Consider the following 15251-nt stretch of genomic DNA (forward strand, 5'->3'; position numbering starts at 1 on the left):
CTCATCGGTTATCTGGAAGCGTCACTCCTGCGGGGTGTCGGTGCCTTCGGACTCGGCCGGGGCGGACGCGGACGCGCCGACCAGCTCGGGCTTGTCGCCGTCGGCGGCCGCGGCGCCGGCGTCACCGCCGTCCGCCGGCTTCGGCTCCTCGAACGTCTCCCCCTTGAAGGTGAACTCGCCGAGGATGCCCTCGCCCTCCGAGTCGACGACGACGCGCTGGCCGTCCTTGAGGTCGCCCATCAGGATCTTCTCCGAGATGGCGTCCTCGATGTCGCGCTGGATCACGCGACGCAGCGGACGGGCGCCGAGCAGCGGGTCGAAGCCCTTCTGTGCGAGCAGGTCCTTCGCCTTGTCGGTGAGCTCGAGCGACATGTGGCGGTCGAACAGGCGGTCGTTGAGCTGCTTGATGTCGAGGTCGACGATCTGGCGCACCTGCGGCTCGGTGAGCTGCTTGAACACGATGATGTCGTCCAGACGGTTGAGGAACTCGGGGCGGAACTGCTGCTTGAGCTCGGCGCTCACCTGCTCCTTCATGCGCTGGTAGCTGGACTCGGTGTTGGAGCCGAGGTTGAAGCCGGTGTTGGCCGCCTTGGCGATGTCGCGCGTACCGAGGTTGGTCGTCAGGATGATGATCGTGTTCTTGAAGTCGACCTTGCGGCCCTGGCCGTCGGTCAGATGGCCGTCGTCCAGCACCTGCAGCAGCGTGTTGAAGATGTCCGGATGGGCCTTCTCGATCTCGTCGAACAGGACCACGGAGAACGGCTTGCGGCGCACCTTCTCGGTGAGCTCGCCGCCCTCCTCGTAGCCGACGTACCCCGGGGGCGCGCCGAAGAGGCGCGAGGCGGCGTACTTCTCGGAGAACTCGGACATGTCGACGCGGATCAGCGCGTCCTCGTCGTCGAACAGGAACTCGGCGAGGGTCTTGGCCAGCTCGGTCTTGCCCACGCCGGTCGGGCCGGCGAAGATGAACGAACCGGACGGGCGCTTCGGGTCCTTGAGGCCCACGCGCGTGCGGCGGATCGAACGGGACAGGGCGGAGACCGCCTCATCCTGGCCGATGATGCGCTTGTGCAGCTCGGCCTCCATGTTGAGCAGCTTCTTCGACTCGGCCTGGGTGAGCTTGAACACCGGGATGCCGGTGGTCGAGGAGATGACCTCGGCGATCACGTCCTCGTCCACGACCATCTTGGCGTTGGACTCGCCCTCCTGCCATGCGGTCTGCCTGGCCTTGAGGTCGGCCTGCATCTTCTCGAGGCTGTCTCGCAGCGAGGCGGCCTTCTCGAAGTCCTGGTCCTTGACGGCCTGCTCCTTCTCGGCGGAGACCTTGGCGACCTTGTCCTCGAGCTCCTTCAGCTCCGGGGGCGTGGTCAGGCGCTTGATGCGCAGGCGCGCGCCGGCCTCGTCGATCAGATCGATGGCCTTGTCCGGCAGGTTGCGGTCCTGGATGTAACGCGCCGACAGCTCGGCGGCCGACTGCAGGGCGCCGTCGGTGATGGTGACGTGATGGTGGTTCTCGTAGCGGCCGCGCAGACCCTTAAGGATCTCGATGGTCTCGGCGACGGTCGGCTCGTGCACCTGGATCGGCTGGAAGCGGCGTTCGAGCGCCGCGTCCTTCTCGATGTACTTGCGGTACTCGTCGGTCGTGGTCGCGCCGATGGTCTGGAGCTCGCCGCGGGCGAGCATCGGCTTCAACATGTCGGAGGCGCCGAGCGCGCCGTCGGCCGAACCGGCGCCGACGATCGTGTGGATCTCGTCGATGAACAGCACGATGTCGCCGCGGGTCTTGATCTCCTTCAAGACCTTCTTGAGGCGCTCCTCGAAGTCGCCGCGGTAGCGGGAGCCGGCCACCATCGAGCCGAGGTCCAGCGAGTAGACCTGCTTGCCCTTCAGGGTCTCCGGCACGTCGCCGGCCTGAATCTTCTGCGCGAGGCCCTCGACGACGGCGGTCTTGCCGACGCCGGGCTCGCCGATCAGTACGGGGTTGTTCTTCGTGCGGCGGCTTAGGACGACCATCACGCGCTCGATCTCCTTCGAGCGGCCGATGACCGGGTCGAGCTTGCCCTCGGCGGCCTCCTGCGTCAGGTTGCGGCCGAACTGGTCGAGGATCGCGGAGCCGGTCTTGTTGGTCTTGTCCGCCACGCCGCCGGCGTTCGCCAGATCGCCCTTGGCGTCGGCGGTGCCGGAGTTGCCGCGGATCATGTCGATGGTGGTCGAGCGCAGCTCGCCCAGATCGACGTCCATCTTGATGAGCACCTGGGTGCCGACGCCCTCGCCCTCGCGGATCAGACCCAACAGGATGTGTTCGGTGCCGATGTAGCTGTGGCCGAGCTGCAGCGCCTCGCGCAGGCTCAGTTCGAGCACCTGCTTGGCGTGCGTGGTGAAGGGGATGTGGCCGTTGGACGTCGCGTTGCCCTTGCCGATCATCTCCTCGACCTGCTTGCGGGTGGCGTCCAGCTCGACGCCCTTCGCGGCGAGCGCCTTGGCCGCCACGCCCTCACCCTCGCGGATCAGGCCGAGCAACAGATGTTCGGTGCCGATGTAGTTGTGCTGGAGGGCTCGCGCCTCTTCCTGCGCCAACACGATCACGCGCCGCGCACGGTCTGTGAACCGTTCGAACATACTTGTCCTTCCTCAATTGACACTGTGCTTCACTCTAGCGATTCGCGGTGACGTTTGGCGACTTTCCGCCCATATTCCGCTCAAAACGTATCCGGGAACGTTATGCTTGAGGTAGCCGGAGGTATCAGGCATGGTTTCCCAGGCCACAAATTAAGGAGGCATATGATGACCGGACAGCAGTTTGACGCCGACATCGTGGTCGGGGTCGACGGCTCCGACGAATCGTTCGCGGCGTTGAAGTGGGCGATGCGCGAGGCGGCCCTGACCGGGCAGACGATCAACGCGGTGTTCGGTTGGACGCATTCGTGGGACATGGGCTCCGAACCGGACAGCGAGGAGGCGTGGGCCCAGATGCGCCACGACATCGCCGTCCAGTTGCGCCAGTGGGTGGACAAGGCGTCGGAAGGCATCGATTTCGATCCCGAGCATCTGAAGCTCACGTCGGTGAAGGCGTCGGGCACGTCCGCGCTGCTGCAGATCGGCAAGAACTCGCAGCAGATCGTGGTCGGACGCCGTTCGCTGGGGCGCGTGGCCCGCTGGTTCATGGGCTCCCTGTCCGCTTCGCTCGCCGAGGAGGCGGAGGTGCCGGTGACGGTGGTGCGCATCGCGGGCAGCGAGGACGAGACCGTGACCGACGACATCGCCAACGCCCTGACGCCGGTCGACGAGAAGGTGCATTACGTGCCCAGCGAGGGCGTGGTCGAGGAGTCCCGCCGTCCGGTCGTGGTCGGCGTGGACGGTTCCGAGACCTCGCGGCGCGCGTTGGACTTCGCGATGCACGAGGCGATGATCCACGATGCGCCGCTGCATGTGCTGTTCTGCTGGCAGCTGCGCGATCTGGGCGTGATCGAGGGCTACGAGAACTCGGTGGCCCCGATCGAGGTGGGCCAGCGCCGCGCCGAGGAGCTGCTCTCGGGGCTTCTGGCCGACACCGCGGTGCCGGAGGGGCTCGCCGTCAAGGCGCACGCGTTCCACATCCCCGCCTCGAAGGGCCTGATCGCCGCGTCCCGCTACGCGAGCCATCTGGTGGTCGGCTCGCGTGGTTTGAGCGGCCTCGACGCGCACTTCCTCGGCTCGGTCTCGAAGCAGATCGTCAACTTCGCCGAGTCGACGATCACCGTCGTCCACTGATCTTCCGCGGATTTGAGCGCATATGAGTGATCCCCCACCCGTGGGTTTCCACGGATGGGGGATCACTCATATCGGACCGTCAGTCCGCGACCGCCCGGACCGCGGTCAACCCGCGGTCGGCGGCACGGCGAATCAATCAGTCGCAGGCGCCCACGGTGTGGACGTAGATGGAGTCGGTGCTGCCCGGCTGGTGCTCACCCTGGGCGGAGCTCAGGATGACGATCTTGTCGCCGTTGGCGACCTTGCCGGCCTCACGCAGGATCTTGTCGGTGAAGACCATCAGGTCCTTGCGGGACTTGTCATGGTAGTCCTCGTCGAGCAGGAACGCCTCGGTGCCCCAGGACAGGGCCAGCCAGTGGTAGGTGTGCTCGTTGTTGGTGATGCCGTAGATCGGGGCGGCCGGACGCTCGCGGGAGACGCGGTGCACGGTGTTGCCGGTCTGGGTGTAGGCGACGATGGCCTTGGCGTTGAGCTTGTCGGCCAGGTCGACGGCGGCGGAGGAGACGGCGCCGGTGGAGGACATGTCCAGGTTCTTCAGGGCCGGGATGCGGTCGAAGCCGTGCTCGGTGGCGAAGCCGGAGATGCGGGCCATCGTGGAGACGGTGACGGCCGGGTACTCGCCGACGGCGGTCTCGTTGGAGGTCATCGTGGCGTCGGCGCCGTCGAGGACGGCGTTGGCGCAGTCGGAGGCCTCGGCGCGGGACGGGACCGGGGAGTGGACCATGGAGCCCAGGACCTCGGTGGCCACGATGACCGGCTTGGCGTACTGGCGGGACAGCTCGATGATGCGCTTGGTGGCCAGCGGGACCTCCTCGAGCGGGCACTCGACGGCCATGTCGCCACGGGCGGCCATGATGCCGTCGAAGGTCTTGACGATGTCCTCGAGGTTCTCGAGGGCCTGCGGCTTCTCGATCTTGGCGACGATCGGGATGCGGCGGCCTTCCTCGTCCATGATCTCGTGGGCGCGGTCGATGTCGGTGGCGAAGCGCACGAAGGACATGGCGATGATGTCGGCGCCGGTGCGGATGGCCCAGCGCAGGTCCTCCTCGTCCTTCTCGGTCAGGGCCGGCAGGGAGACGGCGACGCCCGGCAGGTTGATGCCCTTGTGGGAGGACACGGGGCCGGCGACGACGACCTTGGTGTGGACGTTGTTGCCCTCGACCTTGGTGACCTCGAGGCGGACCTTGCCGTCATCGATCAGGATCGGGTCGCCCGGGTGGCAGTCGCCCGGCAGGCCCTTGAAGGTGGTGGAGGTGATGTGCTCGTCGCCCTCGATGTCATCGGTGGTGATGACGAACTCCTGGCCTTCCTTGAGCTCGACCTTGTCCTCGCCCTCGGCGTTCTTCTTGAACCAGCCGCAGCGGATCTTCGGGCCCTGCAGGTCGACCAGCACGGCCACGTTGCGGCCGGCGGCCTTGGAGGCCTGACGCACGTTGTTGTAGACCTTGAGGTGGTCCTCCGGAGTACCGTGGGAACGGTTCAGACGGGCCACATCCATGCCGGCCTCGACGAGGCTGGTGATGCCTTCGAGGGACTCGCTGGCGGGTCCGATGGTGTCGACGATCTTGGCTTTGCGCATGTTGCCTATTCCTAACTTTGCAACGGACGGAACCGGATTGGCTCCGTTTTCCATGAGACAGTGTACTAGGTTCGCGTCGCGTAATCCAGTTTTTCCGCCGGTGTGTTGTTAGCGCTCACAACCCAATGCCCCCAGTAATGAGAACGCTCACGGAATCAGCCTTTCCAAGGCAATTCCGTGAGCGTTCCCATATCGTTCACACAGCGGTAAACATCGCGGCGGCACATGCCGGGCGGCGGGCAAAGCCGCTCCGCCCACCGCCCCGTCCGTCACCTGTCCGCGGCAGACCCCCCGTCGGGCTTGCCCGCCTCGACCTGCCTCATCTTGAGGACGGAGGCGAGCGCGGCGCCGCCGATCGCGACGACGATCACCGCCAGCGACAGCCATGTCGGCACCTCCGGCACCCAATGCACGCCCTCGCCGCCGTTGATGAACGGCAGGGTGTTGCCGTGCAGCGCCTCCATGATGAGCTTGACGCCGATGAAGCCGAGCACGACCGACAGGCCGGCCGGCAGGTAGACGAGCTTGTCGAGCAGGGCGCCGAGCAGGAAGTAGAGCTGCTGGAGACCCAGCAGGGCGAACACGTTCGACGTGAACACAAGGAACGGGTCCTTGGTCAGGCCGAAGATCGCGGGGATCGAGTCGAACGCGAACATCACATCGGTGGTGCCGATCGCGAGGAAGACGATGAGCATCGGGGTCCAGTAGCGCACGCCGTTTTTGGTGGTGCGCAGCTTCTCGCCGTCGTATTCGTTGGAGATGCGGATCACCTTGCGCAGCATGCGGATCACGCCGTTCTCCTTGTACTCCTCGTCGTCGTCGCCGCCGGTGACCAGCTTGACGGCAGTGTAGATGAGGAACGCGCCGAAGATGAAGAACACCCAGGTGAAGCGGGTGATGAGCGCGGCGCCGATGAGGATGAAGATGCCGCGGAAGACCAGCGCGACGGTGATGCCGACCGACAGCACGAACTTCTGCAGCTGCTTCGGCACGGCGAAGTTCGACATGATGATGACGAAGACGAACAGGTTGTCGACCGACAATGAGTATTCGGTGAGCCATCCGGAGTAGAACTCGATGGCGGGCTTGGACCCGGCGAAATACCAGATGAACCCGCCGAAGATCAGCGCCATCACCACGAAGAAGGCGATGTGCTGCACGCACTCCTTCGTGGAGGGCACGTGCGGTCGCCGACCGATCACGAACAGATCGACGATGAAGAACAGGGCGAGCACCACGAACGTGGCGATTTCAAAAGCAAGAGGGGTTTCGGCCATGATTCAGTAGCGTATCCCATCACTTTGACGCGGCTGTTTCCTCTTCCCCGATCCCCTACTTCTTCGCCTCGGTCATCTGCCGCAGCTCCTTCTTCAAATCCCGGATCTCGTCGCGCAGCCGCGCGGCGAGCTCGAACTGGAGCTGCTCGGCGGCGGTGTGCATCTGCTCGCTCAGCTGGCGGATCAGGCCGGCGAGGTCCTGCGCGGGCAGTCCGGCCTTCAGGATCTCCTCGTGGCGCTTGTCCGCCTCGGTCGGGTCGTAGACCGGCACCCCGAGATGCGTGTTGCCGGCCTTGCCGGCGTTGCGGTAGCCGCCCTCGAGCAGGGTCGCGGTGTCGACGTCCTCCTTGGCGAGCATGTCGTTGACGTCGCTGATCTTCTTGATCAGCGGCTTGGGGTCGATGTGGTGTTCCCTGTTGTAGGCGATCTGCTTGGCGCGGCGGCGTTCGGTCTCGTCGATGGCCTTGCGCATCGCGTCGGTGGTCTCGTCGGCGTACATGATGACGGTGCCGGACACGTTGCGGGCGGCGCGGCCGATCGTCTGGATGAGCGAGCGGTAGGAGCGCAGGAAGCCCTCCTTGTCGGCGTCGAGGATCGCGACGAGCGACACCTCGGGCAGGTCGAGGCCCTCGCGCAGCAGGTTGATGCCGACGATCACGTCGATCTTGCCCTCGCGCAGCATGCGCAGCAGCTCGACGCGGCGCAGCGTGTCCACGTCGGAGTGCAGGTATTCGACCTTGATGCCGCGTTCGAGCAAGTAGTCGGTCAGGTCCTCGGCCATCTTCTTGGTGAGGGTCGTGACCAGCGCGCGCTCGTTGCGCGAGACGCGGTCCTTGATCTCGGCGAGCAGGTCGTCGATCTGCCCCTTGGTGGGTCGCACCTCGACCTTCGGGTCCAGCAGGCCCGTCGGGCGGATGATCTGCTCGACCACCCCGTCGGACAGTCCCAGCTCGTAGTCGCCGGGCGTCGCGGACAGGTAGACGGTCTGGCCGACGCGTTCAAGAAACTCCGGCCATTTGAGCGGCCGGTTGTCCATCGCGGACGGCAGGCGGAACCCGTGTTCGACGAGCGTGCGCTTGCGGGAGGCGTCGCCCTCGTACATCGCGCCGATCTGCGGGACCGTCACATGGCTTTCGTCGATGACGAGCAGGAAGTCGTCGGGGAAGAAGTCGAGCAGCGTGTGCGGCGGGGTGCCGGGGGCGCGGCCGTCGAAGTGCCGCGAGTAGTTCTCGACGCCGGAGCACACGCCCACCTGCGTGAGCATCTCCAGATCGTAGGTGGTACGCATCGTGAGCCGCTGCGCCTCGAGGTCCTTGCCCTGCTTCTTCAATTCGGCGACGCGCTCGTCGAGCTCCTCGCGGATGGTTTTGAGGGCCCGTTCCATACGCTGCGGCCCGGCCACGTAGTGCGATGCGGGGAAGATGTGGACCTGTTCCTCGTGCGCGATGACGTCGCCGGTCAGCGGATGGAGCGTGGAGATGCGGTCGATCTCGTCGCCGAAGAACTCGATGCGCACCGCGAGCTCCTCGTAGACGGGGATGATCTCGACGGTGTCGCCGCGCACGCGGAACGTGCCGCGCGTGAACGCGATGTCGTTGCGCTTGTACTGCATGTCGACGAACCGGCGCAGCAGCTGGTCGCGGTCGATCTGCATGCCCTCCCTGAGCAGGAGCATGCGGCCGGCGTACTCCTCGGGCGTGCCGAGGCCGTAGATGCAGGAGACGGTGGCGACGACGACGCAGTCGCGCCGGGTGAGCAGGTTCGCGGTGGCGGCGTGGCGCAGACGCTCCACGTCGTCGTTGATGTTGGAGTCCTTCTCGATGTACGTGTCGGTCTGCGGGATGTAGGCTTCGGGCTGGTAGTAGTCGTAGTAGCTGACGAAGTAGCTCACCGCGTTGTCGGGCATGAGCTCGCGGAATTCGGCGCACAGCTGCGCGGCGAGCGTCTTGTTCGGCTCGATGATCAGGGTGGGGCGCTGCAGGCGTTCGATGAGCCACGCGGTGGTGGCGGTCTTGCCGGTGCCGGTCGCGCCCATGAGCACGACGTCGTTCTCGCCGTCCTCGATGCGGCGGGCGAGCTCCTCGATGGCCTGCGGCTGGTCGCCGGACGGCTTGTACGGCGATTTGACGACGAACGGACGGTTCGTGCGCTCGATGTTGAAACCCATGAGGCCCTATCTTAGCCATCCCGGCGTTCGCCGCTGAGCGAACGGTAGAACCGGTCGACCTCGGCCATCATCGCGGCCACAGGCAGCGTCGAGTCGATGACGACGTCGGCGATCGCCTCGCGCCGCTCGCGGGAGGGCTGGCTGCGAATGCGCGCCTCGGCCTCGACGCGCGTCATGCCGCGCGTGGCGATCATGCGCTCGATCCTGGTCTCGGCCGGGGCCTCGACGGTGATGACATGGTCGAAGCGGAACGGGATCTCGTCGATGACCTCGGCCAGCAGCGGCACGTCGTGCACGATGATGCGTGCCTCGGGGTGGGCGCGTTCGACGCGCGCCGCCTCGGCGTAGATCAGCGGATGCTCGATGGCGTCGAGCCGCTCCCGCGCGCCCGGCGCGGCGTCGGGCCCGAAGACGTGGGCGGCGACCCACGCCCGGTCCATCGTGCCGTCCGGTCCGATCGCGCCGGGCCCGAACGCCCGCGCGATCTCGGGCAGCGCCGCTCCCCCGGGCGCGACGACCGCACGGGCCAGCGCGTCGTAGTCGATGTGCAGCGCGCCCAGCCCGGCGAGATGCGCGGCGACGGTGCTTTTGCCCGCGGCGATGCCGCCGGTCAGTCCGAGTCGTATCATGACACGCCATTCTACGACAGTCAGGCAGTCGGTACGGGAATACGGAATACGGGAAGACCCCGGCTCCCTTCACGGGAGACCGGGGTCTGTCCTGTCAGGCGTTACGCCGTGAGTCCGACGACTGCGAAACGACGCGGCCGGGCCTTAAATCACTTGCCGAGCAGCTGGTCGCGCAGGGCGGCGAGCTGGTCGGAGTCGGCGAGGGTGCCGTTGGAAGTGGACTCGGAGGAGTAGTTGGACACCTCTTCGACCTTCTCTTCCTTCGGGGCCTGGCCGTCGGCAGCGGCGGACTCGTCCGCGTGCTCGAGCTCCTTGGCGACGAACTCCTTGTGCTCCTCCCACAGCTGGTGGGCGGCCGCGTACTGGGCCTCCCACTCCTCGCGCTGCTTCTCGTAGCCGGCGATCCACTCGTTGGTGTTCGGGTCGAAGCCTTCGGGGTACTTGTAGTTGCCCTGCTCGTCGTACTCGGCCGGCATGCCGTACAGCGCCGGATCGAAGTCCTCGGAGGCCGGGTCGACGGAGTCGTTGGCCTGCTTGAGGGACAGGGAGATGCGGCGACGATCGAGGTCGACGTCGATCACCTTGACGAACACGATCTCGCCCGGCTTGACGACGGTCTCCGGGTTCTCGACGTGACGGTTGGCGAGCTCGGAGATGTGCACCAGGCCCTCGATGCCGTCCTCGACGGAGATGAACACACCGAACTGGACGATCTTGGTGACCTTGCCCTTGACGATCTGGCCGGGGACGTGGGTGCGGGCGAAGCGCTGCCACGGATCCTCCTGGGTGGCCTTGAGCGACAGGGAGATGCGCTCGCGGTCCAGATCGACGTCGAGGACCTCGACGGTGACCTTGTCACCGACCTTGACGACCTCGGACGGGTGGTCGATGTGCTTCCAAGACAGCTCGGAGACGTGGATGAGGCCGTCGACACCGCCGAGATCGACGAAGGCGCCGAAGTTGACGATGGAGGACACGACACCCTCGCGGATCTGGCCCTTCTTGAGCTGGGACAGGAAGGTCTCGCGGACCTCGGACTGGGTCTCCTCGAGGTACTGGCGACGGGACAGGACCACGTTGTTGCGGTTCTTGTCGAGCTCCAGGATCTTGGCCTGGATCTTCTGGCCGATGTACGGGGACAGGTCGCGCACGCGACGCATCTCGACCAGGGAGGCCGGCAGGAAGCCACGCAGACCGATGTCGACGATGAGGCCGCCCTTGACGGCTTCGATGACGGTGCCCTCGACAACGCCGTCGGCTTCCTTGATCTTCTCGATGTCGCCCCAGGCGCGCTCGTACTGGGCGCGCTTCTTGGACAGGATCAGACGGCCTTCCTTGTCTTCCTTGGTGACGACAAGGGCCTCGACGGAGTCGCCGACCTTGACGACCTCGTCGGGATCGACGTCCTTCTTGATGGAAAGCTCGCGGGAGGGGATGACGCCCTCGGTCTTGTAGCCGATATCCAGGAGGACCTCGTCGTGATCGATCTTGACGACGGTACCCTCGACCAGATCACCATCATCGAAGTTCTTGATGGTGGAATCGACTGCCTTGATGAAGTCCTCTTCGGTGCCGATGTCGTTGATGGCGACCTTGGTGACCTCAGTGTTGTTCTCTGCCATGTAAATATATGGTTTCTAATAGATGGATGGATAATTACTCGTTGTTAAGTTATTCGCGCACCCCTAAAGGCACACAAATGTCTACAATACCGACAGCCATGCCCAAAATATGAGCGAAATCCTAGGCGTGTCGCACCTGGCGTTCGGCCATCTCGACGACGTTGGCCAGGAGCATGGCGCGGGTCATCGGGCCCACGCCTCCGGGGTTGGGCGAGTACGCGGAGGCCTTGTCGTAGCAGGCCTTGTCGATGTCGCCCCTGACGCGCCAGCGGCCGGCCTCGTCGTCGTAGACGCGCGAGACGCCGACGTCGAGCAGCACGGCGCCGTCGGCGATCATGTCGGGTTTGACGAATCCGGCGGAGCCCATCGCGGCGATGATCACGTCGGCCCGGCGCATGTGCTCGACGACGTCGCGCGTGCCGGTGTGGCACAGCGTGACGGTGGCGTTGACGGCGCGGCGGGTGAGTATGAGCCCGATCGTGCGGCCGATGGTGATGCCGCGGCCGAGCACGCACACCTCCTTGCCGTCCAAGTCGATGTCGTAGGCGCCGAGCAGCTCGATGACGCCGCGAGGGGTGCACGGCAGCGGCGTCGTGACGTCCTCGCGCACATGCAGGACGAGCTCGCCCAGGTTGTACGGGTGCATGCCGTCGGCGTCCTTGGCCGGGTCGATCAGGTCGATGATCGCGTTCTCGTCGACGCCGCGGGGCAGCGGCAGCTGGACGATGTAGCCGGTGCACGCCGGGTCCTCGTTCATCTCGCGCACGACGGCGGCGATGTCGTCGAACGTGGCGTCGGCGGGCAGCTCGCGCTTGATCGAGCGGATGCCGACCTCGGCGCAGTCGGCGTGCTTGCCGGCCACGTACTTGACCGAACCGGGGTCCTCCCCCACCAGCAGCGTGCCGAGCCCCGGCTCGACGCCGGCGGCCTTCAGCCGCTCCACGCGCTCCTTCAACCCCGCCTTGATCGTCGCGGACACCGCCTTGCCGTCGAGTCTGATGGCCATCGTGCTCCTTCGTCCCTTCACATTCGGTCTGCTGGATTCATCGGGAAACTCCGTCGAACGGGCCCGGATGCTATTACGATAAAGACCATAAGGTAAAGAATCGGTTTCGTCGAAGCGGACTTCACGGATTGGAAGCGCATCACGCGGAAAGGGCGGGCGGACATGACCACGAATCATCGCACACGGGCTGTGAGGGGCGCGCTGGCGGCGCTGGCCGCGACGGCCCTGCTGCTGGCGGCCGGCGCGTGCGGCGCGACGAACGACACCGACACGCAGCAGTCGGACTCCCAGACGAAGACGCAGGAGAAGACCGGCGTGATCACGGTGGTCGCCTCGATCAACCAGTGGGGGTCGCTCGCCCAGGAGATCGGCGGCGACGACGTGAAGGTCACCTCGGTGCTGAGCTCGACCGGCGTCGACGCGCACGACTTCGAGCCGAAGACGTCCGACCTCGCGACGCTGAGCAAGGCGGAGATCGTCGTGGCGAACGGCGCCGGGTACGACACCTGGGCCACGAAGTCGCGCTCCGCCGACTCCACGCTCGTCTCGGCGGCGCAGATCGTCGGCGCGATGGACGGCGACAACCCGCATCTGTGGTTCTCGAAGGACGCGCGCAGCGGCATGGCCAAGGAGCTCGCCAACGCGTTCTCCAAGGCGCGGCCGAAGAAGAAGGCCGAATTCGCCGAGCGTCTCAAGGACTGGCAGGAGAGCGAGGACGAGCTCGACGCGGCGATGACGAAGTTCGCCAAGGCGCATCCGGACGCGACCTACGGCGCGACCGAGGCGGTGGTCTACTACCTGATGAGCGACATGTCGTTCAAGGACGTCACCCCCGAGGGCTACGCGCAGGCGGTGGCCAACGGCGGCGAGATCGCCCCGGCCGACCTGCAGACCTTCCAGAAGCTCGTCGAGGGCAGGAAGCTCGACGTGCTGATCAACAACACGCAGGAGTCGACCGACGCGACGAACATGCTCACCGGCGCCGCCGGCCGCGCCGACGTGCCGGTCGTGGAGGTCAGCGAGCAGATGCCCTCCAAGTACGACACGCTCGACGACTGGATCGGGGATCTGGTCAAGTCGATCTTCACGGCCGTCGACCCCGAGTACGACGACTCCAACGACGGACAGACCGATCCGGACGCACCGGACGCCTCCACGGGTCAGGACCAGTCGCAGGACGGGCAGTCCGATCAGAACCAGTCCGACGGTTCGGGCGTGACCGGATGCTCGAACGGCGACGGCACGGGCGACTGCACCGGCACCGGCGACGGCTCGAACGCCGGTCAGCAGGACCCTGGCAAGTAAGGCGTCAAGTAAGGCATAGTGCAGTACATATTGAGAACGGTTGTCAACATCATTTGCGATAATCCCCTCTCGTAAGGCCGGCCGTGCGAACCGCCACGGCCACCCATGGCATGCGGGAGGAAGGAATCGGCATGAACAACCGGCAGCGCGCCGCCGATGAGGCGGACGCCATCGTGTTCCGCGACGCCGCCATCAGGCGCGGCGAGCGGATGATCTGGCAGCACGGCGACTTCGCCATCCCCGCCGGGTCGGTCACCGCGATCGTCGGCACGAACGGCACCGGCAAGACCACGATGATGAAGGCCGAGCTGGGACTGCTCCCCCTCGCCTCCGGATCGGTCACGGTGCTCGGTCGCCCGGCCGGCGAGGCGAACCGCCTCATCGGATACGTGCCGCAGAGCTACACGTCGGACATCGACTCGAACCTCACCGCCGAGCAGTCGGTGCTGCTGGGACTGACCGGCACGCGGTTCGGCATCCACCCGATCACCCGCGCGCAGCGGACGCGCGCACGCGAGGCGATGGCGTTCGTCGGCATCGACGACAAGGCCGGATACCGGCTCTCCGAGCTGTCGGGCGGCCTGCGCCAGCGCGTGGCGATCGCGCAGGCCATCGTCTCCGACCCGAAGCTGCTCATGCTCGACGAGCCGCTCGCCAACCTCGATCTGGCGTCGCAGCGCTCGGTGGCGCACCTGCTCGCCCGACTCAACCAGGAGCTCGGCATGACGATCCAGGTCGTGGCGCACGACCTCAACATGCTCCTGCCGATCCTCACCGGCGCGGTGTACCTGCTCGACGGCCACCCACACTACGCGGACATGCGCAAGGTGCTCGACTCGAAGCTGCTCACCCACCTGTACGGCACGAACGTGCAGGTCGTCACCACCCCGCAGGGCGACATGTTCGTCACCCCCTCGCCGGACGAGCCGGAGGGACAGCCGATGGACATGCATACCGTCGACGAGGTCGCCGAGCTGCACCATCACGCGCACACGCCGGCCATGCACCACACGCACGGCGATCACACCGATCGCACCGAGGAGGAGGCAGCCCGATGAGCCACATCGACTTCAGCTTCGACCCCAACTGGATGGACACGCTCACCGCCCCGTTCATGGCGAACGCGTTCCTCGCGGGCCTGTGCATCGCGTTCGCGGCCGGCGTGATGGGCTACTTCACGATCGCCCGCCATTCGACGTTCGCCGCGCACGCGCTGGCGCACATCGGCCTGCCCGGAGCGACCGGCGCGGTGCTGCTCGGCCTGCCCGTCTCGCTCGGCCTCGGCGCGTTCGCGCTCGGCGGCGCGCTCGTCATCGGCGCCCTCGGCAAGCGGGTCTCGGAACGCGAGATCGCCACCGGCACCGTGCTCGCGTTCGCGACGGGCCTCGGCCTGTTCTTCGCGAGGCTCTCGTCGTCGGCCTCCCAGCAGATGCAGTCGATCCTGTTCGGCTCGATCCTGACGATCACCGACGGGCAGATCGTCGGGTTCGCGATCTTCGACGCGGTGCTCATCGCCGTGCTTGCGGTGATCTACCGCCCGCTGCTGTTCAGCTCGCTCGACGAGCAGGTGGCGCAGGCCAAGGGCGTGCCGATCGGATGGATGAACGTCGCGTTCATGGCGATCATGGCGGGCGTCATCACCATCGCCGTGCCCGCCGTGGGCACGCTGCTGATCTTCGCGCTGGTGATCACGCCGGCGGCCGCGGCGAACATCCTCGTCGCCTCGCCGCTCAAGGCGATGGTCATCTCCGGCGTGATCTGCCTGGTCTCGATCTGGGGAGGACTCGTGCTCGCGGCGATGTTCCCCGCTCCCCCGAGCTTCATCATCGTGACGATCTCCACGCTGATCTGGGCCGTGGCCAAGGCGGTGGAGGCAGCGAGGCACAGGTAGCCGACAGGGGAGCCGCAAATAGTGC

At 66.2% G+C, this 15251-nt stretch carries 11 protein-coding genes; 4 read left to right on the forward strand and 7 right to left on the reverse strand.

Features of this window, described 5'->3' with window-relative positions:
* Positions 1 to 21: 21 nt before the first annotated feature.
* Positions 22 to 2619 carry an ATP-dependent Clp protease ATP-binding subunit gene (locus tag CSQ85_RS03140; RefSeq protein WP_150382826.1) on the reverse strand — a complete coding sequence of 866 codons (2598 nt, stop codon included), beginning with the start codon at positions 2617 to 2619 and terminating at the stop codon, positions 22 to 24.
* A 165-nt stretch (positions 2620 to 2784) separates the two neighbouring features.
* Here CSQ85_RS03140 and CSQ85_RS03145 point away from each other — a divergent pair, with 165 nt between their 5' ends.
* A complete protein-coding gene (locus CSQ85_RS03145) occupies positions 2785 to 3750 on the forward strand; it encodes a universal stress protein (protein ID WP_150383024.1) in 966 nt (321 codons plus the stop codon).
* A 136-nt stretch (positions 3751 to 3886) separates the two neighbouring features.
* Here CSQ85_RS03145 and pyk read toward each other — a convergent pair whose 3' ends face one another.
* The 6 genes from pyk to CSQ85_RS03175 form a co-directional block, all read right to left on the reverse strand.
* On the reverse strand, positions 3887 to 5329 hold the full coding sequence (gene pyk, locus CSQ85_RS03150) for a pyruvate kinase (RefSeq protein WP_107041122.1): 1443 nt from the start codon (positions 5327 to 5329) through the stop codon (positions 3887 to 3889).
* Between the two features lie 269 nt (positions 5330 to 5598).
* Complete coding sequence (locus CSQ85_RS03155; RefSeq protein WP_150382827.1) at positions 5599 to 6606, reverse strand: TerC family protein; 1008 nt, start codon at positions 6604 to 6606, stop codon at positions 5599 to 5601.
* A 55-nt stretch (positions 6607 to 6661) separates the two neighbouring features.
* A complete protein-coding gene (gene uvrB / locus CSQ85_RS03160; protein ID WP_150382828.1) occupies positions 6662 to 8773 on the reverse strand; it encodes an excinuclease ABC subunit UvrB in 2112 nt (703 codons plus the stop codon).
* A gap of 11 nt (positions 8774 to 8784) precedes the next feature.
* Positions 8785 to 9402: a dephospho-CoA kinase gene (coaE, locus tag CSQ85_RS03165; RefSeq protein WP_150382829.1), complete on the reverse strand. Its 618-nt coding sequence runs from the start codon at positions 9400 to 9402 to the stop codon at positions 8785 to 8787.
* A gap of 149 nt (positions 9403 to 9551) precedes the next feature.
* Positions 9552 to 11024 (reverse strand): 30S ribosomal protein S1, encoded by a 1473-nt coding sequence (rpsA, locus tag CSQ85_RS03170; RefSeq protein ID WP_107041118.1) that lies wholly within the window; start codon positions 11022 to 11024, stop codon positions 9552 to 9554.
* A 121-nt stretch (positions 11025 to 11145) separates the two neighbouring features.
* Positions 11146 to 12030 (reverse strand): bifunctional methylenetetrahydrofolate dehydrogenase/methenyltetrahydrofolate cyclohydrolase, encoded by an 885-nt coding sequence (locus CSQ85_RS03175; RefSeq protein WP_150382830.1) that lies wholly within the window; start codon positions 12028 to 12030, stop codon positions 11146 to 11148.
* 162 nt (positions 12031 to 12192) lie between these two features.
* On the opposite strand from CSQ85_RS03175, the gene CSQ85_RS03180 reads away from it, so the two are divergent.
* From CSQ85_RS03180 to CSQ85_RS03190, 3 genes are all read left to right on the forward strand, one after another.
* On the forward strand, positions 12193 to 13335 hold the full coding sequence (locus CSQ85_RS03180; protein ID WP_150382831.1) for a metal ABC transporter solute-binding protein, Zn/Mn family: 1143 nt from the start codon (positions 12193 to 12195) through the stop codon (positions 13333 to 13335).
* A gap of 131 nt (positions 13336 to 13466) precedes the next feature.
* Positions 13467 to 14393, forward strand: a complete 927-nt coding sequence (locus CSQ85_RS03185) for an ABC transporter ATP-binding protein (protein ID WP_150382832.1) — start codon at positions 13467 to 13469, stop codon at positions 14391 to 14393.
* Complete coding sequence (locus CSQ85_RS03190; RefSeq protein WP_107041114.1) at positions 14390 to 15226, forward strand: metal ABC transporter permease; 837 nt, start codon at positions 14390 to 14392, stop codon at positions 15224 to 15226. Before CSQ85_RS03185 ends, CSQ85_RS03190 begins: the two co-directional genes overlap by 4 nt.
* The last annotated feature ends 25 nt before the right edge of the window (positions 15227 to 15251 follow it).

Source organism: Bifidobacterium rousetti (genome assembly GCF_008698235.1).
GTDB lineage: Bacteria > Actinomycetota > Actinomycetes > Actinomycetales > Bifidobacteriaceae > Bifidobacterium > Bifidobacterium rousetti.